The 26,571-nt window shown below is 60.7% G+C and carries 26 protein-coding genes and 1 pseudogene; 14 read left to right on the forward strand and 13 right to left on the reverse strand.

Translation table 11 applies throughout. The features are described from left to right. Positions 1 to 13 precede the first annotated feature (13 nt). Together HGO38_RS07070 and HGO38_RS07075 are read right to left on the reverse strand one after the other, a co-directional pair. Positions 14 to 1,135 carry a metallophosphoesterase gene (locus HGO38_RS07070; RefSeq protein ID WP_250955186.1) on the reverse strand — a complete coding sequence of 374 codons (1,122 nt, stop codon included), beginning with the start codon at positions 1,133 to 1,135 and terminating at the stop codon, positions 14 to 16. Between the two features lie 99 nt (positions 1,136 to 1,234). Continuing rightward, positions 1,235 to 1,927, reverse strand: a complete 693-nt coding sequence (locus HGO38_RS07075) for a TetR/AcrR family transcriptional regulator (RefSeq protein ID WP_250955187.1) — start codon at positions 1,925 to 1,927, stop codon at positions 1,235 to 1,237. 127 nt (positions 1,928 to 2,054) lie between these two features. Here HGO38_RS07075 and HGO38_RS07080 point away from each other — a divergent pair, with 127 nt between their 5' ends. Then, positions 2,055 to 3,257: a multidrug effflux MFS transporter gene (locus HGO38_RS07080; protein WP_250955188.1), complete on the forward strand. Its 1,203-nt coding sequence runs from the start codon at positions 2,055 to 2,057 to the stop codon at positions 3,255 to 3,257. An 84-nt stretch (positions 3,258 to 3,341) separates the two neighbouring features. On the opposite strand, the gene HGO38_RS07085 is transcribed toward HGO38_RS07080, so the two are convergent. The 6 genes from HGO38_RS07085 to HGO38_RS07110 form a co-directional block, all read right to left on the reverse strand. Then, the gene (locus HGO38_RS07085; RefSeq protein ID WP_250955189.1) at positions 3,342 to 3,860 is read right to left on the reverse strand and encodes a hypothetical protein; all 519 of its coding nucleotides are present in this window, start codon (positions 3,858 to 3,860) and stop codon (positions 3,342 to 3,344) included. Between the two features lie 138 nt (positions 3,861 to 3,998). Next, entirely contained in the window at positions 3,999 to 4,547 is a 549-nt protein-coding gene (locus tag HGO38_RS07090; protein ID WP_250955190.1) for a sarcosine oxidase subunit gamma, read from the reverse strand. A 14-nt stretch (positions 4,548 to 4,561) separates the two neighbouring features. After that, on the reverse strand, positions 4,562 to 7,519 hold the full coding sequence (locus HGO38_RS07095; protein WP_250955191.1) for a sarcosine oxidase subunit alpha family protein: 2,958 nt from the start codon (positions 7,517 to 7,519) through the stop codon (positions 4,562 to 4,564). Continuing rightward, entirely contained in the window at positions 7,516 to 7,797 is a 282-nt protein-coding gene (locus HGO38_RS07100) for a sarcosine oxidase subunit delta (protein WP_250955192.1), read from the reverse strand. Before HGO38_RS07100 ends, HGO38_RS07095 begins: the two co-directional genes overlap by 4 nt. Before the next feature lie 9 nt (positions 7,798 to 7,806). After that, positions 7,807 to 9,060 carry a sarcosine oxidase subunit beta family protein gene (locus HGO38_RS07105; RefSeq protein ID WP_250955193.1) on the reverse strand — a complete coding sequence of 418 codons (1,254 nt, stop codon included), beginning with the start codon at positions 9,058 to 9,060 and terminating at the stop codon, positions 7,807 to 7,809. 185 nt (positions 9,061 to 9,245) lie between these two features. Beyond that, the gene (locus tag HGO38_RS07110; protein WP_250955194.1) at positions 9,246 to 10,823 is read right to left on the reverse strand and encodes a glycosyltransferase family protein; all 1,578 of its coding nucleotides are present in this window, start codon (positions 10,821 to 10,823) and stop codon (positions 9,246 to 9,248) included. A gap of 561 nt (positions 10,824 to 11,384) precedes the next feature. Between HGO38_RS07110 and HGO38_RS07115 the strand changes: the two genes are divergently transcribed. The 6 genes and pseudogenes from HGO38_RS07115 to HGO38_RS07140 all read left to right on the forward strand — a co-directional run bounded on the left by HGO38_RS07115 (position 11,385) and on the right by HGO38_RS07140 (position 18,490). Next, entirely contained in the window at positions 11,385 to 12,575 is a 1,191-nt protein-coding gene (locus HGO38_RS07115; RefSeq protein ID WP_250955195.1) for a capsular polysaccharide export protein, LipB/KpsS family, read from the forward strand. A gap of 141 nt (positions 12,576 to 12,716) precedes the next feature. Further along, positions 12,717 to 13,619 (forward strand): annotated as a pseudogene (gene cysD, locus HGO38_RS07120) (sulfate adenylyltransferase subunit CysD); the annotation flags it as partial. A gap of 8 nt (positions 13,620 to 13,627) precedes the next feature. Then, positions 13,628 to 15,520: a bifunctional sulfate adenylyltransferase/adenylyl-sulfate kinase NodQ gene (nodQ, locus tag HGO38_RS07125; RefSeq protein ID WP_250955364.1), complete on the forward strand. Its 1,893-nt coding sequence runs from the start codon at positions 13,628 to 13,630 to the stop codon at positions 15,518 to 15,520. A gap of 6 nt (positions 15,521 to 15,526) precedes the next feature. Beyond that, the gene (gene cysQ, locus HGO38_RS07130; protein ID WP_250955197.1) at positions 15,527 to 16,309 is read left to right on the forward strand and encodes a 3'(2'),5'-bisphosphate nucleotidase CysQ; all 783 of its coding nucleotides are present in this window, start codon (positions 15,527 to 15,529) and stop codon (positions 16,307 to 16,309) included. Positions 16,310 to 16,476: 167 nt separating this feature from the next. After that, a complete protein-coding gene (locus HGO38_RS07135; RefSeq protein ID WP_250955198.1) occupies positions 16,477 to 17,508 on the forward strand; it encodes a DUF2793 domain-containing protein in 1,032 nt (343 codons plus the stop codon). A gap of 346 nt (positions 17,509 to 17,854) precedes the next feature. Then, positions 17,855 to 18,490, forward strand: coding sequence for a sugar transferase (locus HGO38_RS07140; RefSeq protein WP_250955365.1), 636 nt, complete (start codon positions 17,855 to 17,857; stop codon positions 18,488 to 18,490). Between the two features lie 35 nt (positions 18,491 to 18,525). Here the strand turns inward: HGO38_RS07140 and HGO38_RS07145 are convergent, their stop codons facing one another. After that, the gene (locus tag HGO38_RS07145; RefSeq protein WP_250955199.1) at positions 18,526 to 19,257 is read right to left on the reverse strand and encodes a helix-turn-helix transcriptional regulator; all 732 of its coding nucleotides are present in this window, start codon (positions 19,255 to 19,257) and stop codon (positions 18,526 to 18,528) included. Between the two features lie 410 nt (positions 19,258 to 19,667). Here HGO38_RS07145 and sciP point away from each other — a divergent pair, with 410 nt between their 5' ends. Continuing rightward, positions 19,668 to 19,943: a CtrA inhibitor SciP gene (gene sciP / locus HGO38_RS07150; protein WP_250955200.1), complete on the forward strand. Its 276-nt coding sequence runs from the start codon at positions 19,668 to 19,670 to the stop codon at positions 19,941 to 19,943. 42 nt (positions 19,944 to 19,985) lie between these two features. On the opposite strand, the gene HGO38_RS07155 is transcribed toward sciP, so the two are convergent. After that, positions 19,986 to 20,438 (reverse strand): paraquat-inducible protein A, encoded by a 453-nt coding sequence (locus HGO38_RS07155; protein WP_502941508.1) that lies wholly within the window; start codon positions 20,436 to 20,438, stop codon positions 19,986 to 19,988. 121 nt (positions 20,439 to 20,559) lie between these two features. Here HGO38_RS07155 and HGO38_RS07160 point away from each other — a divergent pair, with 121 nt between their 5' ends. Then, a complete protein-coding gene (locus HGO38_RS07160; RefSeq protein WP_250955202.1) occupies positions 20,560 to 20,841 on the forward strand; it encodes a GNAT family N-acetyltransferase in 282 nt (93 codons plus the stop codon). Positions 20,842 to 20,963: 122 nt separating this feature from the next. Here HGO38_RS07160 and HGO38_RS07165 read toward each other — a convergent pair whose 3' ends face one another. After that, positions 20,964 to 21,314: a flagellar export protein FliJ gene (locus tag HGO38_RS07165; protein ID WP_250955203.1), complete on the reverse strand. Its 351-nt coding sequence runs from the start codon at positions 21,312 to 21,314 to the stop codon at positions 20,964 to 20,966. Positions 21,315 to 21,760: 446 nt separating this feature from the next. On the opposite strand from HGO38_RS07165, the gene ctrA reads away from it, so the two are divergent. Further along, positions 21,761 to 22,462 (forward strand): response regulator transcription factor CtrA, encoded by a 702-nt coding sequence (ctrA, locus tag HGO38_RS07170; RefSeq protein WP_168472072.1) that lies wholly within the window; start codon positions 21,761 to 21,763, stop codon positions 22,460 to 22,462. A gap of 151 nt (positions 22,463 to 22,613) precedes the next feature. Here the strand turns inward: ctrA and HGO38_RS07175 are convergent, their stop codons facing one another. Then, positions 22,614 to 22,979, reverse strand: coding sequence for a response regulator (locus HGO38_RS07175; RefSeq protein ID WP_250955366.1), 366 nt, complete (start codon positions 22,977 to 22,979; stop codon positions 22,614 to 22,616). A gap of 197 nt (positions 22,980 to 23,176) precedes the next feature. Next, positions 23,177 to 23,824, reverse strand: a complete 648-nt coding sequence (gene chpT, locus HGO38_RS07180; RefSeq protein ID WP_250955204.1) for a histidine phosphotransferase ChpT — start codon at positions 23,822 to 23,824, stop codon at positions 23,177 to 23,179. A 195-nt stretch (positions 23,825 to 24,019) separates the two neighbouring features. On the opposite strand from chpT, the gene HGO38_RS07185 reads away from it, so the two are divergent. The 4 genes from HGO38_RS07185 (at position 24,020) to HGO38_RS07200 (ending at position 26,548) form a co-directional block, all read left to right on the forward strand. Then, positions 24,020 to 24,610, forward strand: coding sequence for a DUF1134 domain-containing protein (locus HGO38_RS07185; RefSeq protein WP_250955205.1), 591 nt, complete (start codon positions 24,020 to 24,022; stop codon positions 24,608 to 24,610). Between the two features lie 134 nt (positions 24,611 to 24,744). Beyond that, entirely contained in the window at positions 24,745 to 25,914 is a 1,170-nt protein-coding gene (locus HGO38_RS07190; RefSeq protein WP_250955206.1) for a coiled-coil domain-containing protein, read from the forward strand. Between the two features lie 30 nt (positions 25,915 to 25,944). Beyond that, complete coding sequence (locus HGO38_RS07195; RefSeq protein WP_250955207.1) at positions 25,945 to 26,241, forward strand: type II toxin-antitoxin system RelE/ParE family toxin; 297 nt, start codon at positions 25,945 to 25,947, stop codon at positions 26,239 to 26,241. A gap of 1 nt (position 26,242) precedes the next feature. After that, positions 26,243 to 26,548: an addiction module antidote protein gene (locus tag HGO38_RS07200; RefSeq protein WP_250955208.1), complete on the forward strand. Its 306-nt coding sequence runs from the start codon at positions 26,243 to 26,245 to the stop codon at positions 26,546 to 26,548. Positions 26,549 to 26,571: the final 23 nt, after the last annotated feature.

Consider the following 26,571-nt stretch of genomic DNA (forward strand, 5'->3'; position numbering starts at 1 on the left):
CCGGGGCGGACCGTCACGGCGCGGCGCGGCGCAGCGTGATGCGGGTCAGCTCGGCCGTCGTTCCCAGCCGCAGAGCAAAGCCCGGCCAGAGCGCCGTCCCGTTGTTGACGTAAAGCTGCATGGCCCCGACCCGGTAGAGACCGGACACGAAGCCGTTGTTCGCTCTAGCCACCATCCGATCGAGGCCGACGATCATTCCGCCATGGGTATGACCGGACAGCTGCAGTGCGACGCCGGCTTCCGCCGCCTTTGCCGCCAGCATCGGCTGATGATCGAGCAGCACGACGGGCACATTGGCCGGTGTCCCACGCAAAGCCGCAGCTAGGTCCGGAGCGGGAGAGCCGCTCCGCTCCGCCGAGAGGTCCGTGACACCAGCCAGCACCAGCTCGGCTCCGTCGCGCCTCAGGATCGCATGGTCATTGGCCAAAATGCGCATGTTCTGGCCTGCAAAGTGTTGCAGCCAGTTGTCCACGCCAAAGAAATATTCGTGGTTTCCAGGAATCGTATAGACCCCATCGGGGGCCTGCAGACCCGATAGCGGAGCAACATCCGCGCGGCGATGGTCAAGGTCGCCGTCGATCAGGTCTCCGGTGATCACGATCACATCAGCCCCGAGCGCATTGGTCCGCGCCACGACGGCCTGCGTCCACGCTGCCGGAAAAAGCCGGCTGATGTGAAGGTCGGTCAGTTGCACGAGACGATAGCCGTCGAATTCCTGGGGAAGGCCGGGAATGGAAATTTCCACGTCTTTCAGCGGCGGCACGATGATGGCGCGGCTGACACCCAGACCCGCAAGGGCGATGGCCGCGCCGCCCAGCGCATATCGCACCCCGACCGGCACAACGGGAAACGATCCCTTGACGACCATCACCAGCAGCGAGGCCGCATCGAGCACAATCTGGAACACCGCCAGCATCAGGATGGCGCCCAACAGCACGTTGAAGCCAATGACCAGCGGGCGCGGAAACTCCGGCGCAAAAACCGATCCGGACGAAAGGCGGCTGAACAGGTGGTACTGGGAGGCAATCAGCAGCATGATCGCCAGCGCCAGCTTGAAGGTCCAGTTCCAGGGCAATGGCTGGATAAACCGGACGACGACCACCAGCCACGGCAGCCCGAAAATGAGATGAAACATCAAACGCCTTTCGTGTTGATCACCCTGCACTACGGCCGGAAGGCACCGGCAGATCACAGGGGTTCGAGCGTTTGTGCCAAGAAGCCAGCGGCGTCGATATCACGCGGATCGCTGGTGCATTGCCCGTGCAACGATCGTCGGCTGCTCCGGCGCCGGGCCGAGGATCAGCGCCAGCGCGATGTCGATCCTGGTCTCCAGTTCGTCGTTGATCCCGTTGCAATCGAGCTTGCTGATCAGCGCCTTGAACTGCAGCGCGCCGAGCGTTGCGCCGATGAAGACATCGGCGATCATGCCGGGATCGTGGCTCTTCATCGTCACAGCGCTATTGCGCTCGATTTCCTGGGAGACGAAGCTGCGCGTCTTCTGAACGCAGTCGTCATAGAATTGCTGCGCCAGTTCCGGCGATTTGCCGGCTTCCGAGATCACCAGCCGGGTCAGACGAAGCTGCCGCGGCGAAAACACGAACCGGGCAATATCCAGCAGCAGGTCATGCAGCGCCTGCCGCCCCACTGTTGCCGTGGCCGGATCGGTCGGTCGGGTGATTGCCGGATACTCGTGGCTATTGATCAGGGCGGTGAACAGAGCCTGCTTGTCGGGATAGAGCCGATAGACGGATTTCTTGGCCATGCCGCAGTCGCGCGCGATCTGCTCCATCGTCGCATCGCCGTAACCGGTCGCCGAAAACACCCGCTCGGCAGCCTCGATGATCAGCATCCGCCGCTCCGCCTCCGGCATGACCGGCGGCCTGATCGATACGCTCTCTTTACCCTGACGGGCGGTTTCGAGGTCCATACTCCGTCTCCTTGACATTTTTCTTGACAAGAGGAAACGAATACGTTTCCTGTTTTGTAGCGGAAACGTTATCGTTTCCTCTCCTGTCTGGCAAGCGGAACCGTCCGCACGAGAAAGAGATGCTTTGATGGACAAGAAAACACTGCCGATCGCCCTGTGCCTGGGTGCGCTCTGTGCCCTGGGGCCGCTCGGCACCGATATGTACCTGAGCGCCATGCCGCAAATGTCTGCCGATCTGGGCGCCCCGGCCGCCAGTATCCAGATGAGCGTCATGAGCTTTTTCCTGGGCTTTACCATCGGCCAATTGTTCTACGGTCCGATTTCGGACCGCACCGGTCGCAAGCCGATGGTCTACCTGGCCCTTGCGATCTTCCTCATCGCCTCGATCGGCTGCACCTTTGCAACCAGTGCCGACCAGTTGCTGGTCTGGCGCTTCGCCCAGGGCATCGGCGGCTCGATCGGCATGGTGATCAGCACAGCCGTCGTCCGCGACCTCTACACCGGCGTCATGGCCGCAAAGCTGATGTCGCTGGTCGTCCTGGTTCTGGGCATGGCGCCGATCATCGCACCGCTGATCGGCAGCCTCATCCTGGAATTTGCCGAGTGGCGCTACATTTTCGCGCTGCTGGCCGCCTTCAGCCTCGCCGCCGCTGCCATGATCTACAGCCGCCTGCCGGAAACGCGAACGCCGGACCTGCGCGCCGGCAGCAATCCGGCTCATGCCTTGAAGCATTATGCACGGCTGCTGGTCAGCGGCAGCTTCGTCCCGTTTGCCGGGACGCTCGCCCTCACCCAGGGTGGCTTCTTCGCCTATATCACCGGCTCGTCCTTCGTGATGATCAACATCTACGGCCTGTCGCCGCTGGTCTATTCGATCATTTTCGGGGTCAACGCCGTGGGTCTTGGCATCGGCACGCAGGTCGCCGCCAGCCAGATGAAGCGGTTCGGCGCAAAGACCATCGTCAAGACAGCGACCCTGGTCTACGCCTCGGCCGCCGTCCTGCTGCTGGCACTGGAAATGAGCGGATTGTCCGGCCTCTGGCAGGTCTGCCTGTTGCTCTTCTTGATCATCTCCGCCCTTGGCGCCATCATGCCGTCCTGCAATCTCTTGAGCATGGAAGCCCATGGCGCGATTGCCGGAACGGCCGCGGCGCTGATGGGCGGGCTTGGCTTCGGGGCGGGTGCCTTGGGAAGTTTTCTGATCGGCATCTTCGAAGACGGCAGCGCCATCCCGATGGTCGCTATCATCGCCGGCTTCGCCCTGCTGGCGGCACTTGTGGCCCTTACCAGCTTCGATCGTCAGGCCGTTTTGGCGACCGAGCAGCCCTGATCAGGACTGCCGCAGCGGCCGACCCCGGCTGCTGCGGCCCGTCCGCACCTCAGATCGTCAGAACAGTTCCGGCACAGGCGCCTATCAAAAGGCTCTCGACCGGGTCATCGGCACGACAACCTCGCTCCGGTCCGGCCCCAGGACGAGGGTCAGCGCATCGGCAATACGCTCATCCAAGGTTTGCAGCACTTTATCCGGATCCGTATGGCCGATCAGTGCGGCGATCTGCAGGCCGCCGGTCGCAGCCCCGATGAGAGCGGTCGCGATCGATGACGCATCCCTGACGGGGCCGGGCATTATCTCAGGGTTTAGAGCAAGCACGTGAACGACGGCATCATGCGCTTTTTGCTCCCAATCGCCGTGCAACAGAAGTGGACCATCCGGCGTACTGTCAGCTTGGGAAATCGCCTGACGTGTCACTTGCAGCTGGCGTGGCGAACATAAGACCAGCGCGAACCCCATCAGGATTTCATGCAGGGCCGCTCGTCCGCGTGTCGCTGGATCGGCAGCCTCTGAGAAGGCAGCGCTGTTGGTATCGTAATCGACCGCCTGTGAGCCCCGTTCAGCCATATCACCTTCGTTGCCGGTCCCGATCTTATCCATGCGCACTCATACCCGTCCAACCGGTGGAACATTCGCGTATAAAAATATACGTGCAAAGGAAACGGGTACGGGACGAAAAAGATCCAGTGCTAACAAAATAAATCTGGGTTGAATATCAGAGGGATAGGTCTGTTGCAATCAGTGCGCGAACCTCGTCGTCATGGCACATTCGCGGCCCATCTCCACCAGTTCCTCGAAGACGAAGCCGGCAGTGGAGCGCATCACCACGATCTCGAACGTATGCTCGGCCGTGCGGGCGAGGTTGGCGGCGACATGGCAGCACTGCGCATTGGTGGCCCGGCCGATCGCAAATTCGTCCGGATGCAGGTCGAGCGCCAGGCATTTCGCCAGGATCTGCCGCACCCGCGGCCCGACGATCCGCAGCACCACGCGGCCATCGCTCTGGTCGAGCGCCGAGACCTTTTCAGGCCCCAGGGCCGCCACATCGCGCAGCAGGCTGTCGGCACCTGATGTGCCGGAGACCAGCAGCCATTCGCCAGGACCGGCAAACCGGCAGGAGACATCCGGCAGGGCCTGCAAAGCCTTGGCCACGTCGGCCTCGAAACCGGCATGGACCATGACCGAGATCACTGTCGGACGTTTCAGCACATCAAGATGATGCGGATTGGGCTCGGCCTCGAAACCGGTGATGAAGTCTTCGAGCGGGTGTCTGTAGATGAAGGTCATCGCGCCCTCTCCTCTCAAAGATGCAGCTGGATATTGTCGGGATCGACGAAGACCGGGCTGCAGACTTCCGCCAGCACTTCCGTTCCGCGCAGTCCATCCCAGACCACCACCCGCTCGCCGAGCCGCTCGCGGCCCGATTTCAGGAAGGCCAGCGCGATATACTGGCCGAGCACCGGCGAATAGCAGACCGAGGAGACATGGCCCTGGTCATTGGTCATCGACGGCTTGGCGTTTTCTTTCAACAGATGGGCGCCGGCCTTGATTTCCTTGTCCTTTTCGATCGGCTTCAGGCCCACCAGCTGCGGCCGGTCGGCGGCCGTCAGGCCAAACCGGCTCGACAGGCGCTTGCCGATGAAATCGGGCTTCTGGGTCGAGAACATTTTTCCCAGGCCCACATCGTCCGGCGTGGTGCGGCCGTCCAGCTCGTTGTGGGTGACATGGCCCTTCTCGATGCGCAGCACGTTGAGCGCCTCGACGCCATAGGCGCAGATGCCATGCGCCTTGCCGGCCTCCATGATCTGATCGGCAACCGCCTCGCCGTAGCCGGCCGGAACCGCCAGCTCGAAGGCCAGTTCGCCGGAAAACGAGATGCGGAACAGCCGCGCCTTCAGCCCGCCTTTCAGCGTCACGGCACGGGCCGACAAGAAAGGGAAGGCCTCGTTGGAAATGTCGTCTTCGATCAGCGGCTGCAGGATCGTCCGCGCCTTCGGCCCGGCCAGCGACATCTGCGCCCACTGATCCGAGGACGAGACGAAGCGCACGTCGAGATCCGGCCACAGCGCCTGCGCGGCAAATTCCATATGGGTCATCACCTCGCCGGCATAGGCCGTGGTGGTGGTGACGAAGAAATGCTGGTCGGCGAGCCGGCTGGTCGTGCCATCGTCATAGACCATGCCGTCTTCGCGCAGCATCAGCCCGTAACGCGCCCTGCCGACCGGCAGTTTCAGGAAAGCGTTGGAATAGAGCCGGTTGAGGAATTCGGCGGCATCCTTGCCTAACACCTCGATCTTGCCGAGCGTCGAGACATCGCAGAGCCCGGCATTCTTGCGCACATTCAGCACTTCGCGGTCGACGCTCTCGCGCCAAGTCTTCTCGCCCTCTCTCGGGAACCAGGAAGAACGATACCAGAGGCCCGTCTCGACAAAGACGGCGCCGTTCTTCTTGGCCCAACCATGCAGCGGCGACTGGCGCACGGGCCGCGAATGCTCGGCCCGGCTGGTGCCGGCCATCGCCCCGAACGACACCGGCGTATAGAACGGCCGGAAGGTCGTGGTGCCGATCTCGGCCGGCGACACACCGCGCATGCCGGCAATGATGCCGGCGGCATTGACATTGCCGAGCTTGCCCTGGTCGGTCGCCATGCCACCGGTGGTATAACGCTTGGTATGCTCGACATGGCCCATGGCCTCGCGCTGCGACAAAGCGAGATCCTTGACATGCACATCGTTCTGGAAATCGGTGAACGCCTTGTCCTTGGCGCCCGGCACATACCACAGCGGCGCAAACGAGGCGTCATAGTCGCCCTCGACCTCCGGCAGATCGATATCGCCGACCAGGCGTCCGAGAGCGGCAATCGCCGCATGGCCCTTGGTGGCGCCGTCCTTCAGGCAGTCAGACAGCGCGGCAAACCCGGCAGCCGCACCAGCCGGCACGAAGTGTCCGCCGACATCCGGCGCCAGGAAGGCCTGATGGTCGTCCGACCACACCGGCTTGGCGCCGCGCTGGCAGGCGAGATGTATGATCGGGCTGAACCCGCCCGACATCGCCAGCGCGTCGCAGGCGATGGTTTCTTCCAGACCGGAGCGCCCGGCAATCAGGCCGGACAGCCTGAGCCGGCCCGTCGTCTTGGTGACCGAACCGCCGCGAATGACCCGCACGCCCTGCGGCCCGGCATCGTTTGAGCCGGCGCGGCTGTCGATGATCGCCGTAACTTCGACGCCGGCAGCGCTCAAGTCAGCCGCCGTGCGATATCCGGCGCCGCCATTGGTGAAGACGGCAACCGTCTGGCCCGCCGCCACGCCATAACGATTGAGATAGCTGCGCACCGCACCTGACGTCATCACACCCGGCTTGTCATTGCCGCCGAACACCAGCGGCCGTTCTTCCGAGCCCGATGCCAGGATCGCCCGCTTGGCGACGATGCGCCACAGCCGCTCGACCGGCAGGTCGGCGGACGGCAGCGCCACATGCTTCTGGACCTTTTCGACCGCGCCAAAGACATTGTCGTCATACCAGCCGAACACGGTGGTGCGCGGCATCAGCGTGACATTCGGCAGGCTTTTCAGCTCCGCCACCACCTGATCGGCAAACGCGGCGGCCGCCATGCCGCCGACCGAAACCCGTTCCGACAGCAGCGAGCCGCCGAGACGAAAGCTCTCGTCGGCGAGGATCACCCGCAGACCGGCGCGGCCGGCCGCCCGCGCCGCCATCAGGCCGGTCGGACCGGCGCCGATGACCAGCAGGTCACAATGGCCCCAGGCCTTTTCATAGCGATCGGGATCGGCCTCCATCACCGCCTTGCCGAGACCGGCGGCGCGACGGATGATCGGCTCGTACACTTTCTCCCAGAAAGCGGCCGGCCACATGAAGGTCTTGTAGTAGAAACCGGCACCGAGAAACGGCGACAGCAGGCTGTTGACCGCGCCGATATCGTATTGGAGCGACGGCCAGCGGTTTTGGCTGGCAGCCATCAGCCCGTGATAAAGCTCGGCCGCCGTGGCGCGCGTGTTCGGCTCGCTGCGGGCGCCCGAGCCGATGGTCAGCAGCGCATTCGGCTCGGCGGACGAAGCCGTCACAATGCCGCGCGGCCGGTGATACTTGAACGAGCGGGCCACCAGCAGCTGGTCATTGGCAATCAGCGCCGAGGCCAGCGTATCGCCCTCGAATCCGGTCATCTCGCGACCGTCGAACGTAAAGGACAGGGCACGGCCGCGATTGACCAGACCGCCGGAATTGAGACGGAAACCGGTCATCGCGCCACCTCCCTGGCCTTCACCGCCGCATCGGTCACCGCATAGACCTCATGGCTTGCAGCATTGTCGCGCTCGACCACCAGCCAGCGCCGGCAGCCGAGCGTATGATGCCAATATTCCGAGATACGTCCCTTGGGATTGTCCCGCACGAAGACATAGGCATGCCAGGCGTCTTCCGAGGCGCCGGGCGCCGGGCGCGTGAGCGTCGCATCGCCGCGAATGGAGAACTCTTCCTTGGGACGGGCGCCGCAATGGGGGCAGGATATCAGGCTGGCCATGACAGGATCTCAATGCAAATTGGGTTGCGGGCCCTTGCCGCCTTCGTCCACGGCAAAGCCGCGGCGGAAGCGATCAAGCCGGAGCAGGCGGGCGACGGGATGGGGCTCGTTCTTGGCAATCAGATGGGCAAAGCAGAAACCGGAGGCCGGCGTCGCCTTGAAGCCGCCGTAACACCAGCCGCAATTCAGGTAGAGATTGTCGATCGGCGTGCGGTCGATGATCGGCGAGCCGTCCATCGACATGTCCATCACCCCACCCCAGGCGCGCAGCACCCTGAGACGCGACAGACCGGGGATCAGCGACACGCCCTCCTCGATCGTATGCTCGACGGTCGCCAGATTGCCGCGCTGCGCATAGGACGAATAATAATCGATATCGGCGCCGAACACCAAGCCGCCCTTGTCGGACTGCGAAATGTAGAAATGTCCGGCCCCATAGGTGATGACATTGTCGATCACAGGCTTGATGCCCTCCGACACGAAGGCCTGCAGCACATGGGTCTCGATCGGCAGCTCGAGGCCGGCCATCCGGCCGGTGACCGATGTATGGCCGGCGGTGGCCAGCGCCAGCCGGTTGCAGCCGATAAAACCCTTCGAGGTCTCGACGCCGACAACCTTGCCGGCCTCGTCGCGGCGGATGCCGGTCACCTCGCATTGCTGGATCAGGTCGACGCCGCGGCTGTCGGCACCGCGGCCATAGCCCCAGGCCACCGCATCATGGCGCGCCGTGCCGGCCCGCTTCTGCAGAAGACCGCCGAAGATCGGAAAGCGGGCATGGTCGAAATTCAAGTACGGCATCATCTTGCGGACCTGCTCGCGGTCGAGCAGCTCGGCATCGACGCCGTGCATCTTCATGGCATTGCCGCGCCGGGCCGCCGCATCGCGCTGGCCATCGGAATGGAACAGGTTGACGATGCCGCGCTGGCTGACCATGGCATTGTAGTTGAAATCCTGCTCCAGCCCCTCCCAGAGCTTCATCGACAGCTCGTAGAACGGCTCATTGCCTTCCAGCAGATAGTTGGAGCGGATGATCGTCGTGTTGCGCCCGACATTGCCGGAGCCGAGATAGCTTTTTTCCAGCACCGCGACATTGGTGATGCCGTGCTCCTTGGCCAGATAATAGGCGGTCGCCAGCCCATGCCCGCCGCCGCCGACGATGATCACGTCGTAATGGGCCTTCGGCTGCGGCTCGCGCCACATCGGCGCCCAGTCGCGATTGCCGGAAAGGGCATTCTTCAAAATGGAAAAGGCGGAATAGCGCATCGAGCACCCCAGAAAGATTTCGCCGCACATTTGCACATGCGGCGAAAAGGGCAAGTCCGGTTGGGACGGAAAGTGGTGCGTTTGGGACATGCGCCGGATTGGCAAGGCAGCGCATGACGCGGCAAGGCGGCGGGCGCCGTTCCGGCTGGATCGACGCCGGCGACCTCTTCCCGAAATCCGGTGTTTTAGTCCTCACGCTCCGGTGCCGGTGCCAATTTCTCGGCGCGGGCGGCAATCTCGCTGTCGTCCAGCACCCGCAGAGGCCGCCCCAAACTCTTGCGCATCTTCTCGAACTCGACCGTCAGGGTTTCCGGCGAACCCACGAAGAGATCTCCGGCTGCGGCGTTATAAGGCGTCGCCGCCTTGAAAACGGCCTCGACCTGCAGGATGCTCTGCAGGGTTTCTGCACCATATTGCTGCAACAGGCCGTCCGTCACCACCACCGACGAGGGGTAAAATACCGGCCCCACGGCCGGATTGGCGAAACCGCGCACGTCAAGCGCCAGCGGCGCACCCGGCGCCTTCACGATAGCTTCAAGCTTGTCGCGAATGCGCAACAGGGACTTGCCGTCGAACCCGAAATCGGGATTGGAAAATTGCGCTTCGGCCCACTCGCTGGCCTTTGGAACAGAGCCTCCGTCCGCCGCAAGAGCCTTGTCGGCTACCATGGAAAACTCGAGGCGCGACAGAACCATGGGAATGCCGGCTTCGGACCAAATGCTGGGCAGGTCAATATAGCGCATGCCGATGCTTGGCTTGCCCATCAAGCGGGCTTCGAACAGCATGGTGCTGTTCACCGATACCACGAGATCGGCATGGGCAATGGTCTCTTCCGGCGTCAGCACATACTCCCCGGCAATATCGACGGCGATGTTGGGCGAACTGTTGAGCTTCTGTGAAAGGAACGTCGGAATGACTTCGTCTCTGGACGGCGGGGTCCTGACGACAAGCTGGTGTCCCCGCTCTTCGCAATAGGCCAGAACGTCGGATATCGCTCTTGCCTGATCCTCCCGCGCCGAGCGCTTGCTATCGTAATTGTCCATTGGCTGCATGGCAAAGACGATGATTTTTCCACCTTCACCCAGCCCGAAAATCTCCCGATACTGGGAATTCGACAGGATCGGCTCGTATGTCACGTCAAAATCAAGCTTCGGCGATCCGACCTTGATCAGACGATCACTCGGATAGCCTCGATTGAGAAAAATCTGCTCCTGCAGTCCGCCCCAACACAGCACGTAGTCCGTCATCGGCGCATTGGTCTTGCGTCGCTTTTGAACATAATACGTATCGGGCGTCGAAAAGACACTCTCATGGGGCACGAGGATCGTCGTGATGCCGACACTGCGGCAGGCAAACACGATCTCCCGCAATGGCGCTGTCCAGTCAAGCGTCAGGACAACAGCCTTAACGCCGCTCGAACGCAGTGCCAGAATCTTCTGCAGCAGAATCCGACGATACCGAACCGGCTCCCGCTCCGACGCTTGCGTCAGTTCTCTACGCAGAGCCGGCCCATCCTGCCCCCGAAACGCATCGAGATCCACGAAATCGAACAGGGGCGTTGCGCCGATGATCCTGGCAATCAGAACATCGCTGTGTTCCGGGATCCAGCGCACATAGGCGATTTTTGTCGCGCCGTCGTCGATTTGGTCGATCGGGTTTGTGGCAACCGCCCACCCCTTAAAAAGGTTAGCCTTGGCTTCGGAATTGTTTGATTTGGCTGTGGATCCTAGCCGGAAGAGCGCCGAACAATAACGAACCGCCATTGTCACTATTCTTTTAATACTTTGCATTAGTCACCTGGCTCCGGGATTTTATTCCGCTATGCGACATCTGGAACTAAGAGGTGGATTTTCATCGCATATCACCCTCATGAGGGGCTCACCTGATATCAACCAGCGAAACGAAAGTCTACCTCTGGCAAACCGTATGGTCCGCCACACAATTGACCATTTTTGTATGAGAAAGCAGCTGATAGCCACCGCTTTACGGCCTTCCGGGATTGGTGACAGAAGCACTGCGAGACTCTTACTTCACCGGCGGCCAGACGGCTCTGGATGCTGACAGCCGGTCTTCGATAGCACGATGCGACTTCGCGAGGCTCGAAAAAAGTGGAATGCGTTTTTCATATTCATGTAAATAGATATACGGCTATGACAACGCTCACATCTTGCTTGAATCGCCTGTGGCGGCATTGGCAAGAACGTCCGATCAGGTGCGATGGCTGGACCGAACAAATTTAACGACCGGGCGTTAGCGCGACGACGAACACGTCGCCCAGTGATGGCTGAGACCAATAAACTGACACCTAGGAAAACGGCAGATAAATGACCATACAAAGCAATTTAACAAGAATCGCCAAACGCCTTGCCCGCCCGTTTACAGGAAAAAGCCACCTTCGCGCCATTCCTGACAGCCTCAGAGAATACATGGGCAAGGGGTCATCCGGGGGCTTTCCCAGCCCTCCGCTGTTTGCCTTCTTTTTCGATGACCGCAAGCTGTTCCTGAAAAAATGGTTTCCCGACAGAACATTGCTCATCATGGGCATGCGGGTTGATCGTAAAATGTTCGACCAACACTTCCGGCGCAGGCTGCTGGCCGATTCACGCTCGGAAATTCTCTCCTGGGGATATCGGGCAGACAAATGGGTCTATGACTTCGCGCGCGAAAACTCCATCCCGGTGATCTACTGCGAGGATGGCTTTATTCGCAGCACCGGCCTTGGCAACGAGCGCCAGCAACCCCTGTCTCTCTGCTTCGATCGTCAGGGGCTCTACTTTGACGCGCGGACGCCATCGGATCTTGAGACGCTGCTGCAAAACTACGACTTCGACAATGATGTCGAACTGATGCGACGGGCCGAGGAGTGCGCCGCAACGTTCCTGAAGTCCGGGCTGAGCAAATATAATTTTGCCGAAAACATCGATATCGCCGCCCTTTACGGCGAGAAGAAAGCCAAGCGAATTCTCGTCATCGGCCAGGTCGAGGACGATGCGTCGATCCGATATGGCTGCGATCAAAAGATAAACAACAATGACCTGGTGCGACTGGCCCATGCGGAGAACCCAGACGCGCAGATCATCTACAAACCCCATCCCGACACGATCTATGGCAGTCGCAAGATGCTGTCGGACCCGAATGAAGTGGCGGACATTGCGACCGTCGTTCTCGACCGCATTCCCTTCAGCCAATCCCTCGAGACGATCGATCACGTCTACACCATTACATCGCTCGGCGGTTTCGAGGCTCTTTTGCGGGGCATTCCGGTGACCACCTTGGGCTGCCCGTTCTATGCCGGCTGGGGATTGACCGATGCGCGGCAGCCCAATCCGCGCCGAACCAGGACGCTCTCGGTCCTCAACGTCTTCGCGGCAGCCTATATTCTCTATCCCCGGTACTTTCACCCCATCGAGAATCGTACGATCGAGATCGAGGAAGCGCTTGAGGTGATGATGTCTCTCAAGACAAGCCGTGAAGATGGTCAAGACCTGACACCGTCGGCCCTTAAGCTCACTTGAAGCGCCTGCAGTCGATGCGGGCAGCGACCGGCCAGAAGCCGGAGCCATAGGCCAATCTTTAGCGGGCGAAACGACGCGCACCCAAGCTCCGTGAAAGCTATGGGTGCGACTGTGATGTGACACCATGCGTCGAAAGAACATCCAATGCCCCTAACCCATCTGCAGCGTCTCGAAGCGGAAGCCATTCATATCTTCCGCGAGGTAGCCGCCACGTTTGCCAAGCCGGTCATGCTCTATTCCGTCGGCAAGGATTCCTCCGTCATGCTGCATTTGGCGATGAAGGCCTTTTATCCGGCCAAGCCGCCCTTCCCCTTGCTGCATGTCGATACCACCTGGAAATTCCGCGAGATGATCGCCTTTCGCGACCGGATGGCCAAAACGCTCGGCTTCGACCTGCTGGTCCATGTCAATCCCGACGGCATCGCGCAGAATGTCGGCCCGTTCACTCATGGGTCGAGCGTGCATACCCATGTGATGAAGACGCTCGGGCTTCGCCAGGCGCTCGATCACTATGGTTTCGATGCAGCCTTCGGCGGGGCACGGCGCGACGAGGAAAAGAGCCGCGCCAAGGAGCGCATCTTTTCCTTCCGCAATGCCCAGCACGCCTGGGATCCGAAGAACCAGCGCCCGGAAATGTGGAAGACCTACAATACCCGCGTCGGTCCCGGCGAATCGATCCGCGTCTTCCCGCTGTCCAACTGGACCGAGCTCGACATCTGGCAATACATTCTGAAGGAGGACATCCCGATCGTGCCGCTCTACTTTGCCGCCAGGCGGCCGGTGGTCGAGCGCGACGGCATGCTGATCATGGTCGATGACGAGCGCATGCCGCTGACCGAAAACGACAAGGTCAAGGAACGCCTGGTGCGTTTCCGCACGCTCGGCTGTTATCCCCTGACTGGCGCCATCGAATCGGATGCAGCGACGCTGGAAGACATCGTGCGCGAAATGCTGACCGCCCGCACCTCGGAGCGCCAGGGCCGCATGATCGACAAGGATGAAGCCGGTTCGATGGAGAGGAAGAAGCGCGAGGGCTATTTCTGATGGATACCATGACCAAGACCGAATTCCCCAGGAGCGTCGTCGAGTACCTGCACGAGCAGGAAAACAAGTCTCTCCTGCGCTTCCTGACCTGCGGCTCCGTCGATGACGGCAAGTCGACGCTGATCGGCCGCCTGCTCTACGATACCAAGCTGATCTTCGAGGACCAGCTGGCAGCGCTGGAGCGCGACAGCCTGAAACACGGCACCAATGGCGAGGACATCGATTTCGCCCTGCTGGTCGATGGCCTCGAGGCCGAGCGCGAACAGGGCATCACCATCGATGTCGCCTATCGTTTCTTCGCCACGGCCAAGCGCAAGTTCATCGTCGCCGACACACCCGGCCATGAGGAATATACCCGCAACATGGCCACCGGCGCCTCCACCGCCGATCTCGCCATTGTGCTGGTCGACAGCCGCCAGGGGATCCTGCGCCAGACGCGCCGTCACTCCTTCATCGCCTCGCTGCTCGGCATTCGCCACATCGTTCTGGCGGTCAACAAGATCGACCTGGTCGGCCATGACCAGACGGTCTTCGACCAGATCGTCGCCGACTACATGGACTTCGCCAAGGATCTCGGCTTCACCTCGGTGCAGCCGATCCCGCTCTCGGCCCGCTTCGGCGACAATGTCTCCAGCCGCTCGGCCAAGATGCCCTGGTATACCGGCCCGGCGCTGCTTGAACATCTGGAAACCGTGCCGATCGAGAACCTCTATATCGACAAGCCGTTCCGCTTCCCGGTGCAGCTGGTCAGCCGTCCCAATCTCGATTTCCGCGGTTTTGCCGGCCAGGTCGCCTCAGGCTCTATTTCGATCGGCGATGCGGTGACGGTGGCCAAATCCGGCCAGCTGTCGAAGATCAAGGATATCGTTACCCAGGACGGCTCTCTTGCAACCGCGGTCGAAGGCCAGGCGGTCACCATCGTTCTAGAAGACCAGATCGACGTGTCGCGCGGCAATATGCTGGTGGCCCCTGACAACCGGCCGCATATCGCCGACCAGTTCCAGGCCCATGTCATCTGGTTCGATGCCAACGCGCTGATGCCGGGCCGCAGCTATGTGCTGCGCACCGAGACCGACAGCGTTGCCGCCACCGTCACGTCGCTCAAGCACAGCGTCGACGTCAACACCTTCGCCCAGATGGCCGCCAAGTCCTTGCATATGAACGAAGTCGGGGTCTGCAATATCTCGACCCAGACGCCGATTGCCTTCGACAATTATGCCGACAACCGCATTACCGGCAATTTTGTGCTGATCGACCGTTTCACCGATGCGACCGTCGGCGCCGGCATGATCGATCATCCGCTGCGCCGCGCCGACAACGTTCATTGGCAGGCGCTGGACATCAACCGCAAGTCACGCGCCGAATTGAAGCATCAGCGCGCCGGCGTGGTCTGGTTCACCGGCCTGTCCGGATCGGGCAAGTCGTCGGTTGCCAACAACCTCGAAAAGCTGCTGCATGCCGAAGGCAAGCACACCTATATGCTCGACGGCGACAATGTCCGCCACGGGCTGAACCGCGACCTCGGCTTCACCGACGTCGATCGCGTTGAAAACATCCGCCGCGTCGCCGAAGTCGCCAAGTTGATGGCCGATGCCGGCCTGATCGTGCTGGTCTCGTTCATCTCGCCCTTCAGGTCCGAACGCCGCCTGGCGCGCGACCTGATGGAGCCCGGCGAATTCATCGAGGTGTTCATCGACACGCCGTTTGAGGAATGCGCCCGCCGCGACCCGAAGGGTCTCTACAAGAAGGCTTTGGCCGGCGAGATCAACAATTTCACCGGCCTTGATTCACCTTACGAAATCCCGGAAAACCCGGAACTGCATCTGGAGACGGTCGGCAACACGCCGCAGGCGCTGGCCATGCAGATCGCCGATTTCCTGATCAGCAACGCAAAGGACTGAACGACCATGCTGGCACTCTTTGAAACGGCAGCGCTTGCCGCCGGTCGGGCCATTCTCGACGTCTACAATTCGGGTCCGAATGTCACAATCAAGGCCGACGCCTCGCCGGTGACGGAAGCCGACGAACGGGCCGAGGCGATCATCCTCGAGCATCTGGCAAAAGCCTTTCCGGACATTCCGGTGGTGGCCGAAGAGGCGGTGGCGGCAGGCCAGATCCCGCAGACGGCGGGCCGCAACTTCATTCTGGTCGATCCGCTCGACGGCACCAAGGAATTCATCAACAAGCGCGACGATTTCACCGTCAACATCGCGCTGATCGAGGCCGGCGTGCCGGTGGCCGGCATCGTCTATGCCCCGGCCAAGGGCGTCGCCTATCTCGGCTCCAGGGCTGGCGCGGAAAAGCTCACGGTCGATGCGGATTTCACCGTCACCGACCGCAAGGCAATTGCCGTGCGCAGACACGAAGGCGCACCGATCGCGGTTGCCAGCCGGTCGCACAACAGCCCGGAAACCGAAGCCTTCCTGCGCGACAATGGCGTTGCCGACTACAAATCGGTCGGCTCCTCGCTGAAATTCTGCCTGCTGGCAGAGGGCGAGGCCGATGTCTATCCGCGCTTCGGCCGCACCATGGAATGGGATACGGCCGCCGGCGATGCCGTTTTGCGCGCCGCCGGCGGCATCACGCTTGGTCTCGACGGAGAGCCCCTGCCCTATGGCAAGATCAACCAGGCGACCGATTCCGATTTCGCCAATCCGTTCTTCGTCGCCTGGGGCGGCAAGCGCGGCTGATCCCGAGACAGAGCGACCCATCAATCCGCCCCGCCACGGAAAAAACCGATTGCGGGGCGGAAGCGTTTTCGCGGCTTGGCAATCTTTTCAGGCCACAAACCCCGCGGTCGTCCCCGATGCTGTGCCGCGCATCATAATGCTCCACACAGCAACCCGCGGAGCACGCCATGTCGGACGCCACAGCCAATCTCGCCCTGCCCTATATCCTGCCCTCCCAGGCGCAGAAGCACGTCACCCACAACGAGGCCCTGCAGCGCCTTGATGCGGCGGTGCAGCTGGTCCTGGCCGCCCACCTGCCCGCACCGCCGGACGACGCCAGCGAGGGCGCCTGTTATGCCGTCAACGCGCCCGCCACCGGCGCCTGGAGCGGCAAGGCCGGGCAGCTGGCGCTGCGCCAGGACGGCGACTGGATTTTTCTGCAGCCCCGCCAGGGATGGCGCGCCTACGATCTGACGAGCCAGAGCCTGCTGGTCTTCGTCGGGGGAGAGTGGTCCGATCTGCCGCTGCCGCAAAATCCAACGGTATCAACCCTCGGCATCGGCACGACTGCTGATGATTTCAACCGCCTGGCGGTCTCCTCGCCGGCAAGCCTGCTCACCCATGCCGGCAGCGGCCATCAGTTGAAGATCAACAAGGCGGGGCCGCTCGATACCGCGTCGCTGCTGTTTCAGTCCAACTGGCAGGGACGGGCTGAATTGGGCCTGACCGGTTCCGACGACCTCGCCATCAAGGTCAGCGCCGACGGCGCCCTGTGGAAAACGGCACTGAGCATCTCTGCCGACGGTTGCGTGCGCACCGGCCACCGCCCGCTTGTTCGTGCCGCCCTCACCAGCACGGCCTTCACGCCGGCAAGCGGCAGCCAGACGGGCTTCGATACGCTGCATCTCCAGCAGGGCGGTTTTTCTCTTGGCACCGCCTTGTCCTCCGGCCACGGCAACCGGCTGCTGATACCGGTCGATGGAATCTATCTCATCGCTGTTCATCTGAGCGTTTTGACGTCGACCGGCCACGGCATGGAACTGATCCTGAATGACAGCAGCGCGCTCTCCGGCTGCCAGGGCACGGGCGGTCCCCTCACCCAGTCTCTGACGACATTGGCTTCCCTCTCGTCCGGCGACTGGCTGACGCTCTCCCATACAGGTACCGCGCAAGTGCAGTTCGGCTCCGGCAAGACCGAGCTAACAGCGGCGATGCTATAGCCGCAACCCCTTCCACAATAAGGAACGTTAGGTTGTTCTTAAATATAGAAACATCCTGTTTATCTGGAACATCGATGAGTTGCTGCTTTGTTACAGTGAATGAATTATTGGCAAGCAACATGTCCCATGCAATATCAACCCTTGCTTTGTGAGTTAACCATTTATTAAGAATAGCGGTGACTTTCGGGAATGCCTAAGATATTCATGTCGCAGTGATGAGAAGCGAACAGTGATAAACCAGGGCTGGATGAAGACAGTGAGTATCCCCCGAACACATAATCGCACTGCAACGCGCCCCTTTGATCTTGAGGGAGACAACACTCATCATGCTGAATATTACAGCAAGATGACATTTTCCGATCAAATAAAAGCCGGAAGCGCACATTTTTTCGCCAAACGAATACTGGATATTGCTGTATCTCTCGCGGCACTGATTCTGCTTTTGCCATTTTTATTGGCAGTGTCATTGGTCATCCGCCTGGACAGTCCCGGTCCGGTACTGTTCACCCAGACCCGCTGGGGCAAGGATTGCAGAAAGATCCGCGTCTATAAGTTCCGATCCATGCGCACGGATCTCTGCGATATCTCCGGCGTACAGCAAACCGTGGCCGGCGATCCCCGGGTGACCCGTATCGGCGCAATCATCCGCCGCACCAACATTGACGAACTGCCGCAGCTCTTCAATGTGCTGAAAGGCGACATGTCGCTGGTCGGCCCGCGCTGCCACGCCATTGGCATGCTGGCGGCCGGGCGTCTTTACGAGGACCTCGTGCCCCATTACCACCGCCGCCACGCCATGCGCCCCGGCATGACCGGTCTGGCTCAGATGCGCGGCCTGCGCGGCCCGACAGATCGACCGCGCAAGGCGCGGGCCCGCATTGCCTGCGACCTGCACTATATCGACAATTTTTCGTTCTGGATGGACCTGCGCATCATCGCCGGCACGATCCGTGCCGAACTGACCGGCGGCAACGGCTTTTAAAGCGTTCAGGAAAACGACGGCGGTCCCCTGGGATATCAGAGCAATCGATACCGACAGGCGCGCGCCACCGCCTGCATCCGATTGACCGCATCGAGCTTGCGCATGACGCTTTTCAGGTAGCTCACCACGGTATGGGCTGAAATGCCGAGGATGATGGCAATCTCTTCGCTGCTCTTGCCGGCCGCCGACCATTTCAGACATTCGAGTTCCCGAGCAGAGAGACGCTCGCGCGGCCCTTCCTGCGCCCGGATATTGTTGAAACAGGTATCCAGCAGTTCCATGCAGCCGAAATAAAGTGCGGAAATCTCGCTCTGCTCCAGCCTCTCCTTGGTGCCGGAGAACACGAAAATATATTGGTTGAGTTCGGCATCGTGCAGCGAGAAGGCCAGATTGTCTTGCAGGCCGGCCGTCAGGAACGCCTTGTCCAGGTCCTCCGCCAGCTTGGACGCACGGTTGGAAAACAGACCCTTGCGGCAAAAGGCCGGAAGAATGCTGTCTTTGAGGCGCGATACCAGGGTGCTGATGCCGAACATGTCGCTGGCATCGTAGCCGTCGATCAGCGCGCGCGGCCAGTTGCTGAGCAGATGATTGGCGGCAAATTCGATCCGGTCGCCCAGCGGAAACCGCGTGACCAGAAAGAAATCGAGCCCCGCCTTGCGCGCCAGCGACTGAAATTGCCGGCCGATGGCGCAAAGCGCACTGTTGCCTGCGTCAGCGGTGGCGCCGGACCCATCCTGGGCCAGTTCACCGAATGTCGATTCCGTCATTCTCACTGATGTTTTCCCTTCGCCGCGACAAGGCTATGCCTTGGGCCCAACGGCCAACCGAAACGCTTCAAAGCCCAGGAGGGAACGATTTCCCTTCCGGACACCATACTTGATTTTTGGAATTATCCGCGGCCGTGCCACGACAGCGTCAATTGTTATCAGGAACCGGACGCTTCAGTTCTACTGCTGCTTTTACTCTAATTTTTAAATAGAAATAATTCTAATTTAGCATAACTCCTATGCAACTGCCGCAAGTTTACGCAACGGCAGGCAAAGACCATCGCGACCCTGAATCCGCCGCTTCGAACTCGCTCAATTTATTAGCAAATTGTTACGACAGGCTTAGCCAAATTTTAAAGATGCGCCGCTAGGATGCGCATCTGTGGTCTTGAGTATGTGTAGAGAGTCCAATGACCGAATTGATACGTCCCCGAGTTAAATATGTCATCGGTCCCGATGGCAGCCCTTTGACGATTGCCGATTTGCCGCCTGCCAATACCCGTCGTTGGGTCATTCGCAGAAAGGCCGAGGTCGTCGCTGCCGTTCGCGGCGGCTTGCTGAGCCTGGAAGAAGCCTGCGAGCGTTATACATTGACGGTCGAGGAATTCCTGTCCTGGCAGTCGTCGATCAACGATCATGGCCTGCCCGGTCTGCGGACCACGCGGATCCAGCAATATCGCCATTGAGATCCGAGTACGTCGGGTATTTTATTCCTTTTTAAGATACGATCAGGCCGCCCTGCGCAGCAGGATATTTAACAGCCCGGCCATCACGGACGAGATAGCATAGAACCAAAGGCCTGGCTGAGTGAACGCACTTGCCAGGCCGCTGGTCTTGGCCGCGAAGATAACGATGGCCACCAGCATGACATCCATCATCGACCATTTCGACAGATGCGGCACGATGCGGCGCACCAGCAAGGCGGCAGCGCCCGTCTCCAGAGGCGCAAGGGCCTCGGCCATCAACCCGACCATCTTGACCGCAGGAAAGACGATCGACAGCAGACCGACCAGCACCGCCAGCCCCGGTGATCCATTTTGCCACAGCGACAGCACGATGCCGATTAACGATGGATCCTCGCTGAAGAAATACAGCTTCTCAAAACGGACCAGCGGCAGCACCAGCCCAAGCGCCAGGCAAAACGGCGCCAGCGCCAGCATCGCGGATTTCACCCAGATCATCCGACACCCCAGTTTGGACCGTCCGTCGTGGCCGATGCCGCATGACCGGCCAGCCCGACACATCTTTGCCGTACGAATCGACAGATGTTAAGGCAGGACCATGCAACTTGTGGAGCACGACATGACCATCGTTCATGAAGAAACCAAGTCCGGCGGGCGCTATCTGCTGGGGACGCAGGAACCGCGGGCGCTGATGACCTATTCGCGCAGTTCGCCGCAACTGATCATCATCGATCACACCGAAGTGCCCGACAGCTTGCGCGGCCAGGGCGCCGGACAGGCCTTGGCCCGATATGCAGTGGAAGACGCAAGGCGCGGCGGCTGGAAGATCATCCCGCTCTGCCCGTTCTTTCGCGCTCAGCTGGACCGCCACCCCGACTGGCAGGATGTGGTCAAACACTGAGGCTGACCCGTGCAACACCCGCAAGGGCGCATGCTGGACGGCGTTGGGGCGGCAAATGCCGCCGCCGCGGCCAGCCTTAGGCCGCCGCGGATTTTGAAGTCAACGCTTCGGGGCGCAGCGCGCTACGCCCGGACTCGCATCTGGCCGTCCCGCTCCTCGAGCGCTGCGGCCTTGGCATACTCAGCCTCCGCCTCCTCCAGCCCCAGTTCGGCCGCCTCCTGCTGCACCTTCAACTCCCGGATCGAGGTTTGAAGATTGTCGGCCCGCTGACGCGCCGCCTTGGCAAACGTCGGGTAGGCGAAGTGGTTGGGGTCGGTTATCCCGGATTTCTTTTCTTCCACGGTGATCTGGTTTTCCAGGTCCTTGGACATGCGCTCAAATTCCGACATCATCAATTGCAGCTGCTGCAACTGCCGACGCTTTTCGGTGACCTGAAAACCTTTCAGGCGCACCAGGCTCTCACGCGACTTCATACGCAATACTCCCGTGATGCGAGATGGCCCGCTTTCACACGCTTTACAAATGCGCCCGCACGCAAAAAACGAATCACCAGCGAAAAAAATCGGCGGCGTTAACAAAAAACTACCGTTGGTAACCTTTCGTTTACGGGCATCGTTAATGATAAGGAGGATCACTTAAGGGTCAGTAAATGCCAGGGTCTAAATATGGGCCAATGACAATGATGAGTCATTTGAATCGGTTATCGGGAAAGCCTGACAATCCGATTCATATATGGCAATGGCGAAATCGCATTCAAAATCAGGAGACTGCTCTAATTATTTAATAAATTCGATACACCTTGCCATAGGGAATCAGAATTTGTTAACCATTTGGTGGCAGCCTTCAAATCAGGCAACGACTGGATCCGTAACGCGTAGGGGGCCAATTCGACCTGTCGGCGGCGGTAAAGGGGATAATTATGCGGGTTCTACTCATCGAAGACGACAGCGCGACAGCGCAGAGCATCGAATTGATGCTCAAATCCGAGAGTTTTAACGTCTACACGACGGATCTCGGGGAAGAAGGTGTCGACCTCGGCAAGCTCTACGACTACGATATCATTCTACTGGATCTCAACCTGCCGGACATGTCCGGTTACGAAGTGCTGCGGACGCTTCGTCTCTCCAAGGTCAAGACCCCAATCCTCATCCTGTCCGGCATGGCCGGCATTGAAGACAAGGTTCGTGGCCTTGGTTTCGGCGCCGACGACTATATGACCAAGCCGTTCCACAAGGACGAACTGGTTGCCCGCATCCATGCGATCGTCCGCCGTTCGAAGGGCCATGCCCAGTCGATCATCATTACCGGCGAACTGATCGTCAACCTGGATGCCAAGACGGTCGAAGTCGGCGGTCAGCGCGTTCATCTGACGGGCAAGGAATACCAGATGCTGGAGCTGCTCTCGCTCCGCAAGGGCACGACGCTGACCAAGGAAATGTTCCTGAACCACCTCTATGGCGGCATGGACGAGCCGGAACTGAAGATCATCGACGTCTTCATCTGCAAGCTGCGCAAGAAGCTGGCCAATGCTGCCGGTGGTGCCAATTATATCGAAACCGTCTGGGGCCGCGGCTACGTGCTGCGCGAGCCGGACGCCGCCGAGTATATGGAAACAGCCTGACCCTTTCGACCACCGCCGATAGTACCCAAAAAGCCTGCCCTTCGGGGCGGGCTTTTTGACGTTATGCGGCATGTCGGCTCCCGACCATGCAAAAAGGCCGGGCGGTGGAAACCACGCCCGGCCTTGCGATTGTTCTCGGCAGTCGAAAATATCAGGCAGCGATACGATCGGTAAAGATCGTCGTCAGGATCTTGCGGTCGAAGGGCTTCAGCAGGAAGTCGTTGGCGCCGGCGCGCTTGCCCATCATCATGGTCTTCAGATCGGCCTCGATGACGCAATAATAGATCCGCACGTCTTTGCCTTCCGGCAGCGCCCGGATGTTGGCGATCAGATCGAGCGCACCTTCCAGGCCGGCATCGACGATGACGATATTGGGCAATTCGCCTTCGCAGCGCTTCAGCGCTTCGCGCGCCGTCGACGCTTCCATCACCAGGAAACCAAGTTCGGAGAGGATTTTCTTGCCCACTTTGCGAACCACATCCGACGAATCGGCGATCATCAAGCGCTGCATGCCCATCTCCATCTTTTTTCCACGCCGCAACCTGCAGACGCGGCTGCCTCGCATAAAGTGTAGGGCTATTCGACTAAGGAAAGGTTACCGCTGACTGTCCCGTTTTGCGCCACAAAGGAGCGCGCTGCAGCTGTCGCCCATGAAAAAAGGGACGATTTCCCGCCCCTTTTGCGAATAGTCCGAACCCGTCCGTCCGCAGCCGGTCAGGCCGCGACGGTCTCGGCGGTGAAGATGATTTCCTCGTCCGTCACCTCGTATTTCAGCTCCATGCCGGATTCGTCGGCCAGCAGAACCGTATAATAGGGCTGGATCGAATGGGCATCGACGGCCTCGTCGAGACGCCCGGCGCAGATTTCCGCGAATTTCGCCGGAACCCGCATCATCCGGCCGCGCGCCGCCAGGCGGAACTTCGCCTTGTCTTCCGGATCCTCCAGCGTCACGTCGATGACGCCGCCCCGTGGAATGGCGCTGTAGGCGACGAGGAAGAGGTTCAAGAGCAGTTTCACCTTGTTCTTGGCAATGATCGACCGCGGGCCTGTCCAGGTCACCTCGGCCTTCTTTTCGGCCGCGGCAAAATCCTTGGCGGCCTTCTCGGCCTCGCCGGTATCGATCGATGCGCCGACCGAGCCCGAGGCGCCGAAGGCCAGGCGCGCGAATTTCAGGCGAACCGAGGCATTGAGCGCGCTGGTGCGGATCAGGTCCATGGCATCGGCATCGGCGCCGCCTTCGTCCAGCAGTTCCAGGCCATTGTTGATGGCGCCGACCGGCGAAATGACGTCATGGCAGACCCGGCTGCACAACAGCGCCGCGAGATCAGGACCGGCAAGGGTAAGCGTGGGATTCTTCAGCATCGAGTTCTCCTGAACTGCGGGATCGGCACATATCGGCCCCAGGTGCCACGCTTATGCAGCGCGCGCATCTGGCCGGATACCATTGCCGCCATAATGACACCATATTTGGTAAACCGATTATTAAGACGATCGAAGCAAGATACGCCAACCTGTCTCAACGACAGCCCTTTATATTGACTTTGGATGGAGGACGCCATGCGCCTTGTCAGAAATCGCGGGACCGCTCGTCTTTGCCTGCTCGTCGCGGGCCTGCTGCTGTCCGCCCTGACGCTGAACCCGCGGCATGCCGAAGCTGTCGACAACAGCCAGTACTCCGTTCAGGAAGTGGTCGATGCCGGCCATGGCTTCTTCGGCTCGACCAGCGGCGCGCTGGCCAAGGTGCTCGAAAAAGCCTTCCAGCAATACGGCCTGCCGAACGGCTATATCCTCGGCCAGGAAGGCTCGGGCGCCTTCATCGCCGGCCTGACCTATGGCGAAGGCATTCTCTACACGAAGAATGCCGGCCAGCATGAGGTCTTCTGGCAAGGCCCGTCGCTCGGCATCGACTACGGCGGCAACGGCACCCGCTCGATGATGCTGGTCTATAACCTGCCGGCCGTCGACACGCTCTTCACCCGCTTCGGCGGCGTCAGCGGCTCGGCCTATGTGGTGGCCGGCGTCGGCATGACCGTGCTGAAATCCAACGACGTCCTGCTGGTGCCGATCCGCACCGGCGTCGGCGCCCGCCTCGGCGTCAATGTCGGCTATCTCAAGCTGACCCGCGCCCCCACCTGGAACCCCTTCTGATCGCCCATTGACCCTGAAAAGACCATCGCCAACGGGCTTTTTGCGGGCATCCCCAGGCCCACGGCTTGTCGGCGGCGAGGCCCGTGGGTTAAGGATCGGATGATGGCATGGACTCGAGCTGAAATGGCGCCGCCGTGATTGAATATGCTCTGCTGTTCGGACTGGGCTTTTTGAGTGCGGCGCTGCTGGCCATGCTGCTGGCGCCGGCGATCCATCGCCGCATCGTACTGTATACGGAACACCGCCTGAAGGCGACGACGCCGCTGAGCGCCCAGGAAGTGCGCGCCCAGAAGGACATGGCCCGGGCGGTCTATGCCGCCGAAAACGCCAGGACCGCCCAGGAGCTGCAGCGCGAGCGGGAAAAATCCATGGCGCTCGAGATCAGCAACGATACGCTGGCGAAAGAGACCAGCCATGCGCTCGCCGAAAGCCAGGACCTGCGCATGCAGATTGACGAGATGAGCACCGAGGCCGGCACTCTGCGCTCGCAGCTGCGCCGGGAGGCGACCAATCTGGAGCAGATGAAGGACGCGCTGCTGCGCGTCGAGGAAACCGCGGTCGCCAAGGATCTGGAGATCGAGAGGCTGACCCAGCGGATCACCCGGCTCAACGGCGAAATCGACAATCTGAAGATCGAGGGCACGACGCGGGAGACCCAGATCGAGGACCTGCGCATGCGCGTCCAGACCCTGCGCGACGAGCGCGAGGCCCTGCGCCAGGAGGTCAAATCGACCGGCATCCGCGCCAAGCAGGCCGAACAGCGCCTTGCGCAGGAAGAACACAAGCTGCTGCGGCTGGAGGACAAGCTGGCCCGCGCCATGGCGACCTCCGTCGACAAGGACGGCACGATCGAGCGCCATCTGAAAGAAATCGCCCGACTGAAGGAAAAGCTGCAGGAACCCGACTTGAACGGCCGCGCCGCTGTCAGACCCTCACGCCCGGCAAAACCGGCTATCGCCCGGGATATGCCGCAGCGCATGCCGGTCGATATCGTCGGCAGCGTCCCAGCCCCCGCCCCGGACCCGGCCACTGACGCGCTTGCCGACGAGGTGCGCCATCGGCATATCGCCCTGACCGAACGGCTCCTGAAGGCCCGCACCGACGCCAACGATCCGGCCCTGCGCGAAGAAGTGGCGGAGATTGCCGCCCGGATGATCGCCTTGACGGCTGCGCGCGAAGGCAGCGCCTCGCCGATCCCATCGCTGCTGGCAGGCGCCGCCGATGCGCCCGCCCCAAAACCCGGCTCGCTGGCCGAACGGGTGGCCCGCCTGGCACCGGATATTGCGCTTACGCGTAATTCTTGACCGATCGTAGTTTTTAAACTACATCGAGATATGATCGAATTAAAGCAGACGGAAACGTTTCGCACATGGTGGACCAAGCTCAAGGACGAACGTGCCCGAGGCGCGATCTTTGCCCGGCTTGATCGGCTTGCTTACGGCCATCCCGGCGATGCCGAGCCTGTGGGGGAAGGAATAAGCGAGCTGCGCATTCATTACGGCCCGGGCTATCGAGTGTATTTTCAAAAGCGCGGCACCACCATCGTCATCCTGCTTTGCGGAGGCGACAAGAGCACTCAGAGCAAGGACATCAAGACGGCGAAACGTCTGGCAAAAGAATGGAGTGAATGACATGGTTGAAAAACTGACGAACTTCGACCCTGCAGAAGGATTGAACTCCGATGAAGCGATTGCCGCGTTCATGGCAGAAGCATTCGCATCCGAAGATGCGGGATATATTGCCCATGCGCTCGGCGTGGTCGCGCGCGCAAAAGGCATGACGCAAATCGCCAGTGAAACAGGGCTGTCCCGCGAACAGCTGTATCGCTCGTTCAGCGAAAACGGAAACCCGACGCTTAAGACAACGATTGCGGTGATGAAGGCGCTTGGAATTGAATTGACCGCAAAGTCGCATGATCATCAGCCGAGTCTCGCCTGATAGATTCTATTCGGGCGTTGATA

It is taken from the genome of Rhizobium sp. CG5, assembly GCF_023701945.1.
In the GTDB taxonomy this organism is placed as follows: domain Bacteria; phylum Pseudomonadota; class Alphaproteobacteria; order Rhizobiales; family Rhizobiaceae; genus Allorhizobium.